Origin of the sequence: Kribbella sp. NPDC059898, from assembly GCF_042730855.1 — a bacterium.
Lineage (GTDB): Bacteria > Actinomycetota > Actinomycetes > Propionibacteriales > Kribbellaceae > Kribbella.
Map to the genome: position 1 here is coordinate 1,071,750 of NZ_JBHWKR010000001.1, position 15,697 is coordinate 1,087,446.

Consider the following 15,697-nt stretch of genomic DNA (forward strand, 5'->3'; position numbering starts at 1 on the left):
AGGGCCATCACAATCGGTCCGGCGGCTGGCCTGTGAGGCGGGCCGGCCGCGGGACGGGTGGATTGTGATGGCCTGGCGATCCGCCACTCGAGGCCGGTTGTCGGGGGTGGTCGGGGGCTGACCGGCCCGTCCCCTCCAACCACGCAGCACCCAACACGCACCAGACCCACGCCCCCACCCACACCACCGGCTACGCCCCCACCGCCGGCAACGGCTACCCGGAGGAGCACCAGCACCGCCAACCCTTCGGCTGAGCCGAGGGGCCGGATCTGAGGGCCATCACAATCCGTCCCGCGGCTGGCCCGTGAGGCGGGGCCGGCCGCTCAACGAGTGGACTGTGATGGCCTGGCGATCCGCCAGGCCGATCGCCGGGTGGCTGGGAGGGCTGACCGGCGCGTCCGCCCACCCAGCGCGTGTCCGGGGTGGCTGGGAGGGCTGACCGGCGCGTCCGCCCACCCAGCGCGTGTCCGGGGGTGGGTGGGGGACTGAGCGGCCCGTCCACCCACCCAGCGCGTGTCCAGGGTGGGTGGGGGGACTGAGCGACCCGTCCGCCCACCCAGCGCGTGTCCGAGGTGGGGGACTGACCGGCTCGTCTGCTCCACCCGGCGGGTGGTTGTCGGGGGTGGGTGGGAGGATTTGGGGGACGGCTTGTGGTGAGGAGTGGTGTGGGGTTGTGGGACGTGGAGCAGGTGCTGGGGCTGGCGTCTGATGCTGCGTCTGCGAAGGCTGGGCAGGGGCTTGCCCGGCGGGAGAAGTGGACGGGGGCCGGCGCGACGGAGCGTGTGGTCTGGGGGTTGTGCCAGGGGAGCGGGAAGCAGCCGTACCAGACGGCCGTCGAGCTCGCAGGCCCGGCGTACAAATGCTCCTGCCCGTCCCGGAAGTTTCCGTGCAAGCATGCGCTCGGGCTGATGTTGCTGCTGGCCAAGGGCGAGCTGTCGGCGGGGGACGCGCCCGACTGGGTGACGAGCTGGCTCGACCAGCGGGCTGAGCGAGCCGAGCGGGCCGAGCGCTCCGAGCGGGTGGAGCGGAAGCCGGGCGAGGTCGCGGACCCGATCGCCGCCCAGGAGCGTGCCGCCCGGCGCGCGGACCGGGTGTCGGCCGGCCTCGCGGAGCTGGCCGGCTGGCTGGACGACCAGGTGCGGCAGGGCCTCGGCGGTTTCGACCAACGCGCGTACGGCGAACTCAACCGCCTCGCCGCCCGCATGGTCGACGCCCAGGCGCCCGGCGTGGCAGGTGCGGTACGCCGAGCCGCCGGCGTCGTCGGACGCGGCCACGGCTGGCCGGGCGAACTCCTCGAAGAGCTCTCGCTCATCCACCTGATCGTCGCCGCCCACGCGCGGCTCGCCGACCTCCCGCCGTCGCTCGCGGATACCGTCCAGTCGCGGATCGGCTGGCCGACCGAGACCGCGCGGGTCCGGCTGGAGGGCGAGCAGGTCCAGGACGACTGGCTGCTGCTCGGCCGGGTGATCGAACCCGATGATCGGCTCACCGTCCGCCGCATGTGGTTGCGTGGGGCAACGACCGGCCGGATCGGCCTGATCCTCACGTACGCCGCCGCGGGCCGCCCGCTCGACCCGCTGCCGGCCCGTCCGGGTGAGTACGTCCCGGGTGCGCTGGCGTTCTACCCGGGCGCGCTCCCGATGCGCGCGATCCTCACGCAGACCGATCAGCGCCGGCAGGCACCGCGCCCGCACGGTCACACCGTCCAGCAGGCGTTGACGTCGTACGTCGAATCGCTCGCCGCCGACCCGTGGAACGAACGCTGGCCGCTGGTGCTGTACGACGTACGCCCCGCCCGCAACGGTGACGGGTGGGCGCTCGTGGACGAGGCCGGTGACGGGCTGGAGGTCCTGCCGGGCTGGGATCCGCTGAAGCTGCTCGCGGTCTCGGCCGGGGATCCGATCACCGTCGCGGCGGAGTGGAACCGCGCCGGTCTGCGCCCGATGACGTGCTGGCGTGACGATCGGCCGGTGACGCTGTGAAGGGCTGGGACGGGCTGGTCAGCTCGGTGCTGCTGGGGACCGATCGGCGGCCGGCGGACTTCGACGAGCTTCCTGAGTACGTGCGGGAGCGGCTGGGGAACGGCGGTCTGCTGGACGCGGCTGCGCTGGCGACTGTCTACAAGCGCGCCGGGCGCAAGCCGTTGCGGGAGTTGACGCCGTTGGAGGCGGCCGGTGGTGAGGATCGGCCGTTGCCGCGGGCGGGTGCGGTACGGCGGTTGGCGGCGATGCTGGGTGGATTCCAGACGGTGGTGTTAGGCGAGTGGTTGCGTACGGCGGACGCGAACGGCTGGGGTGTGCCGCCGGAGCACCTGCCGGCATTGGCGGACTATGCGCGGAATCGTGCTGAGTACCGGCCATTGGTGATCACGGCGGCCGGGCGGCGGGCGCGGTGGCTGGCGGAACTCAATCCCGAATGGCGGTTCCTGCAGGCGGTCGATGCCGAGGGCAACGATCCGCGGCTGTGGACGCACGGGAACGCGGTCCAGCGACGGGCGTGGCTGGCGGGCCTGCGGCGGCGGGATCCTGCGGCGGCGCGCGAGGAGCTCGCGGAGGTGTGGCCGAACGAGTCGGCTGTAACTCGGGCGGACTTCCTCGGGCTGTTCGCCGAGGGGTTGTCGTTGGCGGACGAGGAGTTCCTGGAGACGGGGCTGGACGATCGTTCCCGGGAGGTACGGCGGGTGGCGGCGCGGCTGCTGGCGCGGTTGCCGGGGGCGCAGTACGGCGTACGGATGAGTGAGCGGCTGCATGCGCATCTGGTGGAGTCGCAGGGGGTGCTTGCCGTCGACCTGCCGCGGAGTTTGACCGCGTCGATGGAGCGCGACGGGCTGGACTCGGCCAACCCCGAGGGGGTCGGGAAGCGTGCGTGGTGGTTCCACCAGGTCGTCGCCCACACACCCCTCACCACCATGAACCTCACCTGGCTCAACCTCCCCGTAGAAGGCTGCGCCCCCGAAGTCCTCCAATCAGCCTGGACCGAGGCCGCCATCCGCGAGGATGCGGCGGACTGGGCGCGCGAGTTGTTGCTGAGGAATGCCAACACCGGGAGCCGGAATCCGGCTGAGCTCTTGCGGTTGTTGCCGGCTGCGGAGTGGGCCCAGGCGGTGAACGTTCTGCGGAACACCGTGGATGTTGCCGAGTTGGTGGGTGGGTTGCCGGTGCCGTGGCCTCCGGAGCTGGGGAGGATGGTGCTCGACCAGCTCGGCAAGGTCGGGACCAACCGGGCGTGGGCGCGGCTCGCGAGTATTGCGGCACGGGCGGTGCCTCCCGACGTACTGGACCATCCGATCACCCGCGACCCGAGCGGCGACGAGGACACCTGGCGCCGCCGGCTCGTCGAGACCCTGACCTTCCGCCGTGAAATGTACGAGGAGCTGACATGACCGAGGTTCTCCGCCCGCACGCGGAAGTCGAGTACGCCGACGAGCTGCAGGCACTGCGCGCCGCCGACGACAAGCCGCGCCCGCCGGCCTGGCAGCTCTCCCCGAGCGCGGTCGTCACCTACCTCCTCGGCGGCAAGGCGGGCAGCACCGAGATCTCCCCGAAGTACGTCGGCCCGCGCCGCCTCGTCGAGGTCGCCGTCGCCACCCTCGCGACGGACCGAGCTCTGCTGCTGCTCGGCGTACCGGGCACGGCCAAGACCTGGGTCAGCGAACACCTCGCGGCCGCGGTCTCCGGCGATTCCACCCTCCTCGTCCAAGGTACGGCCGGCACCGCCGAGGAAGCGATCCGGTACGGCTGGAACTACGCCCAACTGATTGCCCAAGGCCCCAGTGAGGCGGCGCTGGTACCGAGCCCGGTGCAGCGCGCGATGACCGAGGCGAAGATCGCCCGGATCGAGGAACTGACCCGGATGCCGTCCGACGTGCAGGACGCGCTGATCACGATCCTGTCCGAGAAGACGCTGCCGATCGCGGAGCTGGCCACCGAGGTCCAGGCCCGCAAGGGGTTCAACGTGATCGCCACCGCCAACGACCGGGACAAGGGCGTCAACGAACTGTCGAGCGCACTCCGCCGCCGGTTCAACACCGTCGTACTGCCGCTGCCGGACTCAGCCGAGGACGAGGTGGAGATCGTGTCCCGCCGGGTCGCGCAGCTCGGGTCCGCGCTCGAGCTGCCACAGCCGGACGACGCGCTGGAGGAGATCCGTCGGGTGGTGACGATCTTCCGCGAGCTGCGCTCGGGGCGGACCGAGGACGGCCGGACCGCGGTCAAGTCGCCGTCGGGCACGCTGTCCACCGCGGAGGCGATCAGCGTGGTCACGGGCGGTCTCGCACTCGCCGCGCATTTCGGCGACGGCGTACTGCGACCGACCGATGTCGCGGGCGGCATCCTCGGCGCGGTCGTCAAGGACCCGTCGGCGGACCGGGTGGTGTGGTCGGAGTACCTGGAGACCGTCGTCCGCGAACGCGACGACTGGGCGCCGTTCTACCGGGCCTGCCGAGAGATCTCCGGATGACCGTTCATCTGCTGGGGATCCGGCATCACGGACCGGGGTCGGCGCGGGCGGTGGCGGTCGCGCTGGCGGAGCTGCGGCCGGACGTGGTGCTGATCGAGGGGCCGCCGGAGGCCGACAAGATCGTCGAGTTGGCGGCGTCGGAGGAGATGGAGCCGCCGGTCGCGCTGCTCGCGTACGCGGTGGACGACTCGACGCGGGCGGCGTTCTGGCCGTTCGCGGTCTTCAGCCCGGAGTGGCAGGCGATCCGGTACGGGCTGGCGGCGGGTGTCCCGGTGCGGTTCTGCGACCTGCCGGCCGCGCAGCAGTTCGCCTCGTCGGGCGGGCGGTCCGCGGCGGCGATGGACCCGCTGGCGACGCTGGCCGCGGCCGGTGGGTACGACGACCCGGAGCGCTGGTGGGACGACGTGATCGAGTCGCGGCGGGACGGCGCCGAGCCGTTCACGGTGATCGCGGACGCGATGCGCGAGCTGCGCCGCGGCGAGGAAGCGGTGGGGCGGGAGGCACAGCGCGAGGCGTACATGCGGACCGTGCTGCGGAAGGCCCAGAAGGAGGGATTCGAGCGGATCGCGGTCATCTGCGGCGCCTGGCACGTCCCGGCGCTCGAGCTTCCGTTGCCTCCGGCAACACATGACCAACGGATCCTGAAGGGCCTGCCGAAACGCAAGATCGCCTGCACCTGGGTGCCGTGGACGCACGGCCGGCTGGCCGCGACCAGCGGGTACGGCGCCGGCATCACGTCCCCCGGCTGGTACCACCACCTGTTCACCGCGCCGGACCAGATCACCGCCCGCTGGCTCTCGAAGGTCGCCCAGGTACTGCGTGACGAGGACCTGCCGGTGTCGAGCGCGCACGTGATCGAGGCGGTCCGTCTCGCCGACACCCTGGCCGCCCTGCGCGAACGTCCGCTCGCGGGCCTCAGCGAAGTCACCGAGGCCACGCGGGCCGTTCTCTGCGGCGGGAACGACGTACTGCTGGATCTCGTCACGCGCGAAGCGGTCGTCGGCGAGCTGCTCGGTTCGGTGCCGAGCGCGACACCGCAGGCGCCGGTCGCGGCCGACTTCGCGGCGCAGGTACGGCGGTTGCGGATGAAGCGGGACGCCGCCGAGCGCGTGATCGAGCTGGACCTGCGGAAGCCGAACGACCTGGAGAAGTCGAGGCTCCTGCACCGGTTGCAGATTCTCGGCGTCCACTGGGGTGTGCCGGCCACGGACGAGCGGCGTGCGCAGGGGACGTTCCGCGAGATGTGGCGGCTCGCGTGGGACCCGGGGCTCGAGGTGGAGCTCGTCGCCGCCGGTGCGCACGGTACGACGGTGCTCGGCGCCGCGACGACCGTGATGCTGAAGGCCGCCGACTCCACCACGCTCGCGGACGTCACAGCCGCGCTGGAGAAGTCGCTGCTCGCGGATCTCGCGGACGCACTGCCGCCGCTGCTGCAGGGCATCGACACCCGCGCCGCGGCCGACGCCGACGTTGGCCACCTGATGGCGGCGCTCCCGTCGCTGGCGCGCGCTTCGCGGTACGGCGACGTCCGCGGGACCGACACGGCCGGGCTCGCCTCGGTCGCGGGGCGGATGGTGTCGCGTGTGTGCGCGGGCCTGGCGCGGACGGTTCACGGGCTCGATCCGGAGGCGGCGTCCGCCGTACAGGAACTGATCGACGGCGTGCAGGACGCGGCGGCGCTGCTGGCCGAGGACGTCCGCGCGGAGTGGCTGAACACCCTGCAGGGGTTGAGTGATCGGGCCTCGGTGCCGCCGTTGATCCGCGGACGGTTGACGCGGCTGATGCTGGACACGTCGCGGCTGCCGGACGGGGAGGTCGCGCTGCGGCTCGGTCGGTCGTTGTCGCCCGGTACGCCGACGGCGGACGCGGCCGGGTACGTGGAGGGGTTCCTGGCCGGCGGCGGGTTGTTGCTGGTACACGACGAGCGGCTGCTCGCACTGGTGGACGCCTGGCTGGGCGGGATCCCGGACGACGCGTTCGTCGAGGTGCTGCCGTTGTTGCGACGTACGTTCGGCACGTTCGCGGCGCCGGAGCGGCGGACGATCGGGTCCCGCGCGCGGGTGCTGAGCGATCCGTCCGCGGTGGTCGTTGCCGACGACAACGAGCTGGACGCCGAACTGGCCGCGACCGCGCTACCCGTGGTGGCGCAGCTCCTGGGGGTCTCATGAACGAGCGTCTTCGCCGCTGGCGTCTCGTGCTGGGCGCGGAGGCCGAAGAGGAGACGGGCACGACACTGTCCAAGGCCGATCAGTCCGTCGATGCCGCGTTGGCTGCGCTGTACGACGCCGGGGAGAGCTCAGGGACGCAGCGGGCCGCCGGGCTGGGGTCGTCGGCGCCGCGGGTGGCGCGCTGGCTGGGCGACATCCGGCAGTACTTCCCGAGCACGGTCGTCCAGGTGATGCAGCGGGACGCGGTCGAGCGGCTCGGGATCACCCGGATGCTGATGGAGCCGGAGCTGCTCGGCGCGGTCGAACCCGACGTACACCTGGTGTCCACGCTGCTCGCGCTCAACGAGGTGATGCCGGAGGAGACCAAGCAGACCGCGCGCGAGGTCGTCGGGCGGGTCGTCGCGGAGCTGGAGGCCCGGCTCGCGGAGCGCACCCGGGCCGCGGTGACCGGCGCGCTCGACCGGGCCGGCCGTACGTCGCGGCCGCGGCACTCGGACATCGATTGGGACCGGACGATCCGGGCGAACCTCAAGCACTTCTCGCCCACGCTCGGCACGATCGTGCCGGACCGGCTGGTCGGGTACGCGCGCCGCAACCACAGCGTGCAGCGGGACATCGTGCTGGCGATCGACCAGTCCGGGTCGATGGCGGAGTCGGTCGTCTACGCGTCGCTGTTCGGCGCGGTGCTCGGGTCGATCCGGACGCTGCGGACGTCGCTCGTGGTGTTCGACACCGCGGTCGTGGATCTGACCGACCAGCTGGAGGACCCGGTCGACGTACTGTTCGGGACGCAGCTTGGCGGCGGGACGGACATCAACCGGGCGCTCGCGTACTGCGAGGAGCTGGTCACGAAGCCCGCGGAGACGGTGCTGGTGCTGATCTCGGACCTGTACGAGGGCGGCGTACGCGAGGAGCTGCTGCGGCGGGCGCGGTCCCTGGTGGAGTCCGGCGTACAGGTGATCGCGCTGCTGGCGCTCGCGGACTCCGGCACCCCGTCGTACGACGCCGAGAACGCGGCGGCACTGGCCGAGCTCGGCGTACCGGCGTTCGCCTGCACGCCCGATCAGTTCCCGGACCTGATGGCGGCGGCGATCCGGCACGAGGACATCACCACCTGGGCTGCAACCAACATCACGTGAGGACGTCATGGTGATCGACGAGATCCGGCCGGACGAGTACGAGCGGGCGGCGGAACTGTGGGAGGCGTCGGTGCGGGCGACGCACGACTTCGTCACCGAGGCGGACCTGGACGTGTTCCGGCCGTTGGTGCGGGCGTCGTTCGGGGAGATCGCGCAGCTCGCGGGGCTGCGGGAGGACGGGCGGCTGATCGGGTTCATCGGGGTCCAGGACGGGAACGTGGAGATGCTGTTCCTCGATCCGGCGTACCGCGGCCGCGGCGGTGGGAGCCTGCTGCTGCGGCACGCGGTCACGCACTTCGCGGCGACGTCCGTCGACGTCAACGAGCAGAACCCCCAGGCCCTCGGCTTCTACGAACACCACGGGTTCAAGGTCGTCTCTCGCACCACCCACGACTCATCCGGCAAGCCGTACCCGATCCTGCACCTGGCGCGTTAGCCGGCGATCTCCAGGATGTCGATCGGGGTGTGCGGGTCGGCCTCGGCGAAGCGGAGGGCCCACTGGACGGCCTCCTCCTTGGAGTCGACGCGGATGATCGAGACGCCGGCGACGAGTTCCTTCGTCTCGGCGAACGGCCCGTCGGTCACCCGCGGCTGACCCGGCACAGGGAACGTCACGCGCGCGCCGCGGGAGCTCGGCATCAGCCCCTCCCCGAGCACCAGCACCCCGGCCTGCCGCATCTCCTCCAGCACGGCGTCGGCGCGCTCGAGGATCTCCGGATCCGGCGGGTTCCCGGCCTCCAGACTGTCGTTGGTCTTGTGCAGCAGCATGTACCTCATAGCGCAGACCTTAGTGCGGTCCAGAACGGTTCGGGGATCTCGAACTCGTGCCACGCCGCCGCCTCCGCGATCTCCCGCGGGCTCCGCGCCCCGACCACCACGGCCGGTACGGCGGGATGCCGCAGCGGGAACTGCAACGCCGCCGCGAGCAGCGGTACGTCGTACGCCCGGCAGACCTCCCGCAGTACGCCGATCCGCCGCAGCACCTCCCGCGACGCCCGCGCGTACCCGGTCGGCGTACCGTCCGCGGTGTCCGCGAGCACCCCGCCCTGGAACACCCCGGCCGCCAGCACCGCCACGCCGTACTTCCGGCACAACGGCAGCAGCTCGTCCGCCCCGGACCGGTCGAGCAGCGTGTACCGCCCGGCCAGCAGCACGAGGTCCGGGCCGCCGTCGGTCTCCCGGACGAACCGCGCCGCGACGTCGGCGTGGTTGACGCCGAGCGAGATCGCCCGGATCGTGCCACGGCCGCGCAGCTCGGTCAGCGCCCGGAACGCCTCGGTCGACGCCCGCGGGAAGTCCAGGTCGGGGTCGTGGACGTGCAGAACGTCGATCCGGTCGATCCCCATCCGCTCCAGGCTCGCCTCGAACGAGCGGATCGTGCCGGCGTACGAGTAGTCCAGCCGCGGCCCGACCCCCGCGGGCGGCTCCGCCCAGATCGGCTGCAGATCCGGACCGCCCGGCTCGATCAGCCGGCCGACCTTCGTACACAGCACGAACTCGTCCCGCGGCCGCCCCCGCAACGCCAGCCCGGCGCGCTGCTCGGACAGCCCGTACCCGTACACCGGCGCCGTGTCGAAGAGCCGCACGCCCAGCTCCCACGCGCGGTCGATCGTCGCCACCGCCTGCTGCTGCGGAACCGCCGCGAACATCCCCCCGACGGACGCGAGCCCCAGCCCCAGCTCGCTGCCCCGCAACCCCGTCCGCCCCAACTCCACCGTCCGCATACGCCGGACGCTAACCGCCCCCACCGACAGTGCCCGGATCGCCAGGCCATCACAATCGGCCGCCCCGGACGCGTTCACGCCTGCCCGCCCGCGACCGCGGGTGATTGTGATGGCCTGGGGATCCGGGACCTACAGCCGAAGGCTGCTCGGGGCGTAGTAGCTGCCCGGGTCGTCGCACACGGGCGCCTCCGTGAGCTGTGCCGGATCCTGCAGCAGCAGCGCGTGCCCCTTGGCGATCGCGGGCTCCAGGTACTCGTGCCCCGGCAGATCCGCGACCGCCGTACGGCACCCGAGCGCCATCCCCTCGAACAGCGCCGTCGTCGAGACACCGACCTGGTACGTCGCGGCCGCGAGCAGGTCGAGCGTGCTCCCACCGGCGGACAGCCGTACGCCGGGCGGGACCGTGTAGTCGGCGGGGCGCTCGCTCGGGTGCAGGCGGTACAGCACCTCCAGCTCCGGGTGCTGCTCGGCGATCGCCCCCGCTGTGCGCACGAGCTGGGCGCCGATGGTGCCCTGGGAGAGGACGACCACGCGGTTCGTCTTCGGGGCAGGCGCCGGGAGGAACCGGGCGCCGGTGACCTTGGTCTGCATCCCCGCCGGCAGGTCCGCGACGTCGGTCCAGTAGGACCCGAAGCACCACAGCTCGTCCGGCTGATCCGCGACCACTGGCCGGCCCGGGTAGCTGTACCCGAGGTGGAACGGGCTGATCGCGCCGTGCTGCAGTTCGACCACCCGGATCCCGAGATCGCGGGCAGCGCCAACGATGTGCTGGTGGAAGTACGCGACCACCACGTAGACGGTCTCGATCCGGTGCTTCCTGAGCAGCGCACGGTACAGCGCCCGCAGCCGCAGATGCTTCGGCACCTCACGGGCGAGCAGCGCCCCGACCGGGACCTGTACGCCGGTCAGTTTCTGCAGCGCATCCGCGGCGCTCCGGTCGTCTTGGGTACTGCGGTGCACCGCGCCGGCCGCCGACGTGAAGAAGTCGAGGTTCTTACTACCTGGCAGCGGTACGCCGTTGATCCCCGAGTCCAGGACCAGTGCGCGATCGCCGAGCAGCGTCCGAAGCTCGTCCGTGTAGATCTCGACACCGTTCGGTTTCCGCGGGTGCGGTACGACGAGCGCGTCGTACCGGCCGGGGAACGGGCTGCGCGTGACGATCCCGCTGACGTGCTTCGCGACCAGGGCAGCCTTGTCGTACGGCGTGCGGCGTACCGGATGGGGAGCGCCGTGGATGCCGCCGCGGCGGGTCAGCTCATGGAAGACGCGCATCCGGATGATCGGCCAGGGATGCATCCCTTTGATCTGCCACGTCAGCAGCTCCAGGTCCTGCTCCACCGTCCAGATCGCCCGGCACAGGTCCGCCACCGTCGGCCGAACCGTGCCGTTCCCGGTACTCGTCATGGTTGATCCCAACTATCCCGGCGAGACTACCGACGCCCGAGAAGAACCGGCGGACTGCCTTCAGCAGGTGCGTCTTCCGGCCGAGCAGCAGCCCGGCGAGGGCGAGCCCGAACGCCGAGATCACCCGGGCTGAAGCATAGGCCAGCACCAGCACGTAGCTGATCGCGCCCGGGCGGATCAGCAGCCGGCTGATCGTGTCGCCGCTACCGGACCGGAACGCCCGCCGTACCAGCCAGCGCAGCGTCGTCCGGCCGACCGGGACGTCCTCGGCGATACACGCCTCCTCGCACCACACGATCCGGAACCCGGCACGGTGCACGCGGAGGAAGAAGTGCAGGTCGCTGGAGCCGGTGTACCGGAACGCGGGGTGGAACCCGGGCGTGACCGCGTGGTACACGCGCCGGCTGACCAGCGTGTTGTTCGTGTACGCCTTCTTGAGCTCCTCGCCGGTCGTGTGCCGGCCGGTCGAGTCGTGGACGTCGCTGTAGTGGTTCCAGGGCGGCGCACCGGCCGGGAGGTTGCCCTTCACCGGTCCGGTGACAACGTCGGCGCCCGTGGTCTCCCATGCCTTCAGCAGCGTCGCCAGCCAGCCGGGCGGCGCGACCTCGTCGTCGTCCACGAAGATCAGCGCGTCGTCGTTCCAGCACAGCTCGACCGACCGCTCCCGGGCGAAGGGGATCCCCGGCTCCGCTTCCACCACCGACTCGATCGGGTACGGCGTACCCTCCCCGAACTCCTCCAGCACCCGCGCCGCCGACCCGTCCGCGTCGTTGTCCACCACCACGATCCGGATCGAGTAGTCCCCGCCCGCCGGCAACTCCTGCGCCTGCAAACTCGTCAACAACCCCCGCAACAGAGCAGGTCGCCTGAAGGTAATCACCGCAATGGCGACGCAGGTGCTCATGGCGCCCGAGACTATCGGTCCCCACCAGCATCCACCCAGTCACCAACCGCATCCACGGCCCGCATGTGCGTTTCCCCACCCCAACCGCCACCACTCCACGGCAACAGTCCTTCTACGCCCCCGGCAAGCCAGGGGAGGTAGGTTCGCGGAAGTAGCGTTTGGTGCGTTCGGGGTTCAGGCCCAGGCCTCGTCGTACGGCTCGATCACGATCATGTGCGGGCGGGGAGCTTGGTGTCGAGGGCCTTCAGCCCGGATGCCAGCAGCAGGCCCAGGACCAGCACGAACGCGGCGTTCCGGAGTGCGGTGGCGAGGCCGAGGCTCGTCACGTCCAGGAACGGGTACGGATACCAGTGCGTGAACGCGCCCTGCGTGAAGATGTACACGAGCCACGCGAGCGGCCAGACGAACGCGAGTACGACGGCCCGCCACGTCAGCCGCGGTCGCGGCCCCAGGGCGAGCCACGCCGCAAGCGTCGTCCACGGCGAGACGTAGTGGAAACCGATCGTTGCCGCCAGCGCCCACCCGGTGAGGTGGACCTGCGGCGCGAGCACGATCGCGAACACCAGCCCGGTGATAACGATCCCGAGCAGCGAGTCCAGCCGCACCACCCGCCAGAACGCCCCGTCCCGCAGCGGCCGCAGTACCAGACCGATGGCCGCCGCGAGCACGATCAGGTTGCTCTGGATCGTGAAGAAGCTGAACAACCGATACAACCGCGTCCCAAGCCCCACCGCGGCCCCGGTGTCACCCGAGTTGGCGTCAGCGCCGCCGGCGAAGATCAGCACCAGCTGAATCACCAACGACGCGAGGATCACCGCAGCGATCCCGGCATGCGACCAGCGCGAGACCACTGCGTTCCTCGACCGTTCCGTCACGCCGCCCATTCTCGACATTTCGGTCCGGACACGGTTGCCGACAGGCCGGGTGATTGTGTAACGCCGAGGGGCCTCCCGACGATTTAGGACCAGACCGCATGTGGTCTTTCCCGCCCTGTCGAGGCCCTCTGGGGGTTTGTGGTGTTCAGTAAGCGTTTGCTGCGGCTGGTGTTGCCTGCGGCGATGATCGCGGGTGGCGTGGTGGTTGTCACCGGGTCGAGCGGGTCCGCGGCCGAGCCGCGCCCGTACCGGCCGCCGTTCGCGGCGGGGAAGCACAAGGCGGAGTACGACGCGCACTCCGTGATGGTGAAGTTCAAGCCGAAGGCGACCGCCGCGAACCGGCGGGCCGCGGTGTCGCGGTACGGCGCGACCGCCGAGGACCCGGTCGCGTCGAACGCGGTGAAGCTGACCAGTGACCTGCCCGCGACGGACCTGCTGAAGAAGGTCAAGGCCGACCCGACGGTCGAGCTGGCGTCGCTGAACTACAAGCGTTACATCTCGGCCGTCCCGAACGACGAGTACTACGCGACCGACCAGAAGACGTACCTGAACACGGTCCGCGTCCCGCAGGCCTGGGATCTGTCCAAGTCGACCGGCAGCCAGATCGTCGCGGTGCTCGACACCGGCGTCGACGCCGGCCACCCGGACCTCGTCGGCCACCTGGTCCCCGGGTACAACGCGGTCTCCAGCACCCGGCCGAACCCGGTCGACGACCACGGCCACGGGACCATGACGCTCGGCATCATCGCTGCCGCCGCGAACAACGGCATCGGCGTCGCGGGCGTCGGCTGGAACGTGAAGGCGATGCCGGTCAAGGTGCTCGCCTCCGACGGCGGTGGGTACGACGCCGACATCGCGGAAGGTATCGACTGGGCGGTCGCCCACGGCGCCAAGGTGATCAACATGTCCCTCGGCGGCCCGGACGACAACCCGGTCCTGCACGACGCGGTGGCCCGCGCGTACGCCAGCGGCGTCACCGTGGTCGTGGCCGCGGGCAACGACGGGAATGCTGCCCTGCAGTACCCGGCGTCGTACCCGGAGGTCATCGCCGTCGCCGCGACCAACGCCAGCGGGTCGCTCACCGACTTCAGTTCGTACGGCGACTGGGTGGACGTCGCCGCGCCGGGCGTGGACATCCTGTCCACCCGTTCGCGCGCGCTGACGCCGCCGGGGTACGAGCCGTACTGGTACTGCACCGGCACCTCCTGCTCCGCGCCGATCGTCGCCGGCCTCGCGGCGCTGGTGAAGAACAAGTGGCCGACGTTCACGCCCGCCCAGGTCGCGCAGCGGGTCGAGAACCTCGCCCGCGACGCCGGCCCGCGCGGCATCGACCCGTACTACGGCCACGGCATCGTCGACGCATACGCCACCCTCGGCGGCAAGTGGGCGCCCGACTTCCCGGTCAGCGCCCCCGACGGCAACGACCAGCCCGCGCGGGCGACCGCGATGTCGCTCGGAACGGTCAGCGGCGCGATCAACACCGAAGGCGAGACCGACTGGTACAAGGTGACCTCGGACGCGGCCCGCATCCTCACGTTCAGCGTGACCGGCCCCGAGTTCAACGACGACAAGTACACGGCGAACTTCGGTCCGCGGCTGCTCGTCGTCAACTCCAACCTCACCGCGGTCGCCGGTGACGTGAAGGCTTACCCGGACTTCTCCCAGACCACCGGCGATCCGATCTGGGGGCCGCTCACGGTGAGCGTCGGCGCCGCCGTCCAAGCAGGCGACACGTACATTGCCGTCCGCAACGACAACGGTTCGCGCGACACCCGGCCGTACACGCTGACCGTCACCGAAGCGACGGGCCGTTCGTCCGGCGTGCAGTACACCTACCCGGTCCGGGACGTGAGCCCGGCAGATCTCGGTGTCGGTGCCCCGCTGACCAGCACGCCGACCGTCACGTTCGCCGGTGACATGGATCCGGCACGGATCACCTCGGACACGGTGCTCCTGCAGAACGGGAAGACCGGCGCCGTGGTGCCGGGCACGGTCGCGTACGACGCCACCACCCGGAAGGCGACCATCACGCCGAACGCGCCGCTCACCGAGGCGACGCCGTACCGGATCACGGTGACGCTCGGGGCGTTCGCCCCCAATACGCGGGACGACGGCTGGAGCAGCGTGTTCTCCACGGTCGACCTGACTCCGCAGAAGCTGACGGTGTTCAGCGGTAGTGGTGCCTACCTGGCGGCCAGCCTGGCGTGGACGATTCCGCCGACGCCGGATCTGGACCAGGTGATCGTACGGCGGAACGTCGGGAGCAAGGCGCCGACGCCGACGACCGGGACGCTGGTGTACGCGGGTACGGGGACCTCGGTGAGGAACACCGGGCTCGCGCAGAGCACGACGTACACGTACGGCGCCTGGGTGCTCGACCGGACCGGGCACTACAGCCCGATCGCGGTGAAGCAACTGCTCGGGATGAAGTCCGGGATCGCGACGACCTCCACGTTGATCAACTACGGCGGTTCGATCACGATCAAGGGCAGTACGCTGCGGATCGACAACAAGGCGTACGCCGGGCTGCCGGTGAACGTGTACGTCCGCCCGAAGACGTCCTCGAAGTTCACGCTGCTCGCGGCGTCGAAGACGACGTCGACAGGGACCCTGGCCGTGGTGACGAAGCCGGCCGTGTCGTCGGTCTACATGCTGACGTTCCCCGGGAACGCCGACCTTATGGGTACCCGGACCGCCGACATCACCGTGCAGGTGCGGCCGACGATCTCCGCGGTGCTGTCGCCGGCGGCGATCAAGCTCGGGAAGACGACCGCGTTCAGCGGGTACGTCGCCCCGGCGCACGCGGGGAAGGTCGTGTACCTGCAGCAGTACGGCAACAAGGTGTGGAAGTCGATCGCGTCGGTGAAGCTCAGCACGTCCGGCAAGTACGCGTTCGGCATCCGGCCCGCGGTCCGCGGCCAGATCGCCTACCGCGTCTGGTTCCCGGCCGACGCCGACCACGCCACGGCGTACACCGTGAACAAGATCGTCACCGTCAGCTGAACGACTGACCTAGCCCCCACCC

At 71.0% G+C, this 15,697-nt stretch carries 12 protein-coding genes; 7 read left to right on the forward strand and 5 right to left on the reverse strand.

The annotated features are described in order from the left end of the window. Positions 1 to 653: 653 nt before the first annotated feature. From ACFV9C_RS05290 to ACFV9C_RS05315, 6 genes are read left to right on the forward strand one after another with little or no spacing between them, the layout of a single operon-like run. Positions 654 to 1,982 carry an SWIM zinc finger family protein gene (locus ACFV9C_RS05290; RefSeq protein ID WP_380190807.1) on the forward strand — a complete coding sequence of 443 codons (1,329 nt, stop codon included), beginning with the start codon at positions 654 to 656 and terminating at the stop codon, positions 1,980 to 1,982. Beyond that, positions 1,979 to 3,382 carry a DUF5691 domain-containing protein gene (locus tag ACFV9C_RS05295; RefSeq protein WP_380190808.1) on the forward strand — a complete coding sequence of 468 codons (1,404 nt, stop codon included), beginning with the start codon at positions 1,979 to 1,981 and terminating at the stop codon, positions 3,380 to 3,382. The genes ACFV9C_RS05290 and ACFV9C_RS05295 overlap by 4 nt, the downstream gene beginning before the upstream one ends. Further along, positions 3,379 to 4,458, forward strand: coding sequence for an AAA family ATPase (locus tag ACFV9C_RS05300; RefSeq protein ID WP_380190809.1), 1,080 nt, complete (start codon positions 3,379 to 3,381; stop codon positions 4,456 to 4,458). The genes ACFV9C_RS05295 and ACFV9C_RS05300 overlap by 4 nt, the downstream gene beginning before the upstream one ends. Next, positions 4,455 to 6,626 carry a DUF5682 family protein gene (locus ACFV9C_RS05305; RefSeq protein ID WP_380190810.1) on the forward strand — a complete coding sequence of 724 codons (2,172 nt, stop codon included), beginning with the start codon at positions 4,455 to 4,457 and terminating at the stop codon, positions 6,624 to 6,626. Before ACFV9C_RS05300 ends, ACFV9C_RS05305 begins: the two co-directional genes overlap by 4 nt. Beyond that, entirely contained in the window at positions 6,623 to 7,765 is a 1,143-nt protein-coding gene (locus tag ACFV9C_RS05310; protein ID WP_380190811.1) for a VWA domain-containing protein, read from the forward strand. Before ACFV9C_RS05305 ends, ACFV9C_RS05310 begins: the two co-directional genes overlap by 4 nt. Before the next feature lie 7 nt (positions 7,766 to 7,772). After that, complete coding sequence (locus ACFV9C_RS05315) at positions 7,773 to 8,201, forward strand: GNAT family N-acetyltransferase (protein ID WP_380190812.1); 429 nt, start codon at positions 7,773 to 7,775, stop codon at positions 8,199 to 8,201. Here the strand turns inward: ACFV9C_RS05315 and ACFV9C_RS05320 are convergent. The 5 genes from ACFV9C_RS05320 to ACFV9C_RS05340 form a co-directional block, all read right to left on the reverse strand. Next, positions 8,198 to 8,542, reverse strand: a complete 345-nt coding sequence (locus ACFV9C_RS05320) for a YciI family protein (protein ID WP_380190813.1) — start codon at positions 8,540 to 8,542, stop codon at positions 8,198 to 8,200. The genes ACFV9C_RS05315 and ACFV9C_RS05320 overlap by 4 nt on opposite strands. Further along, positions 8,539 to 9,489 (reverse strand): aldo/keto reductase, encoded by a 951-nt coding sequence (locus ACFV9C_RS05325; RefSeq protein WP_380190814.1) that lies wholly within the window; start codon positions 9,487 to 9,489, stop codon positions 8,539 to 8,541. Before ACFV9C_RS05325 ends, ACFV9C_RS05320 begins: the two co-directional genes overlap by 4 nt. 129 nt (positions 9,490 to 9,618) lie before the next feature. Beyond that, on the reverse strand, positions 9,619 to 10,785 hold the full coding sequence (locus ACFV9C_RS05330; protein ID WP_380190887.1) for a hypothetical protein: 1,167 nt from the start codon (positions 10,783 to 10,785) through the stop codon (positions 9,619 to 9,621). Then, complete coding sequence (locus ACFV9C_RS05335; RefSeq protein WP_380190815.1) at positions 10,745 to 11,797, reverse strand: glycosyltransferase; 1,053 nt, start codon at positions 11,795 to 11,797, stop codon at positions 10,745 to 10,747. The genes ACFV9C_RS05330 and ACFV9C_RS05335 overlap by 41 nt, the downstream gene beginning before the upstream one ends. Positions 11,798 to 12,006: 209 nt before the next feature. Then, positions 12,007 to 12,672 (reverse strand): Pr6Pr family membrane protein, encoded by a 666-nt coding sequence (locus tag ACFV9C_RS05340; RefSeq protein WP_380190816.1) that lies wholly within the window; start codon positions 12,670 to 12,672, stop codon positions 12,007 to 12,009. Positions 12,673 to 12,813: 141 nt separating this feature from the next. Here ACFV9C_RS05340 and ACFV9C_RS05345 point away from each other — a divergent pair, with 141 nt between their 5' ends. Beyond that, a complete protein-coding gene (locus ACFV9C_RS05345) occupies positions 12,814 to 15,675 on the forward strand; it encodes a S8 family serine peptidase (protein WP_380190817.1) in 2,862 nt (953 codons plus the stop codon). Positions 15,676 to 15,697: the final 22 nt, after the last annotated feature.

Coding starts and splice junctions, on each gene's coding strand:
- ACFV9C_RS05300 (WP_380190809.1), top strand. CDS start 3,379: ATGACCGAGGTTCTCCGCCCGCACGCGGAAGTCGAGTACGCCGACGAG.
- ACFV9C_RS05305 (WP_380190810.1), top strand. CDS start 4,455: ATGACCGTTCATCTGCTGGGGATCCGGCATCACGGACCGGGGTCGGCG.
- ACFV9C_RS05320 (WP_380190813.1), bottom strand. CDS start 8,542: ATGAGGTACATGCTGCTGCACAAGACCAACGACAGTCTGGAGGCCGGG.
- ACFV9C_RS05335 (WP_380190815.1), bottom strand. CDS start 11,797: ATGAGCACCTGCGTCGCCATTGCGGTGATTACCTTCAGGCGACCTGCT.
- ACFV9C_RS05315 (WP_380190812.1), top strand. CDS start 7,773: ATGGTGATCGACGAGATCCGGCCGGACGAGTACGAGCGGGCGGCGGAA.
- ACFV9C_RS05325 (WP_380190814.1), bottom strand. CDS start 9,489: ATGCGGACGGTGGAGTTGGGGCGGACGGGGTTGCGGGGCAGCGAGCTG.
- ACFV9C_RS05330 (WP_380190887.1), bottom strand. CDS start 10,785: ATGCATCCCTGGCCGATCATCCGGATGCGCGTCTTCCATGAGCTGACC.
- ACFV9C_RS05310 (WP_380190811.1), top strand. CDS start 6,623: ATGAACGAGCGTCTTCGCCGCTGGCGTCTCGTGCTGGGCGCGGAGGCC.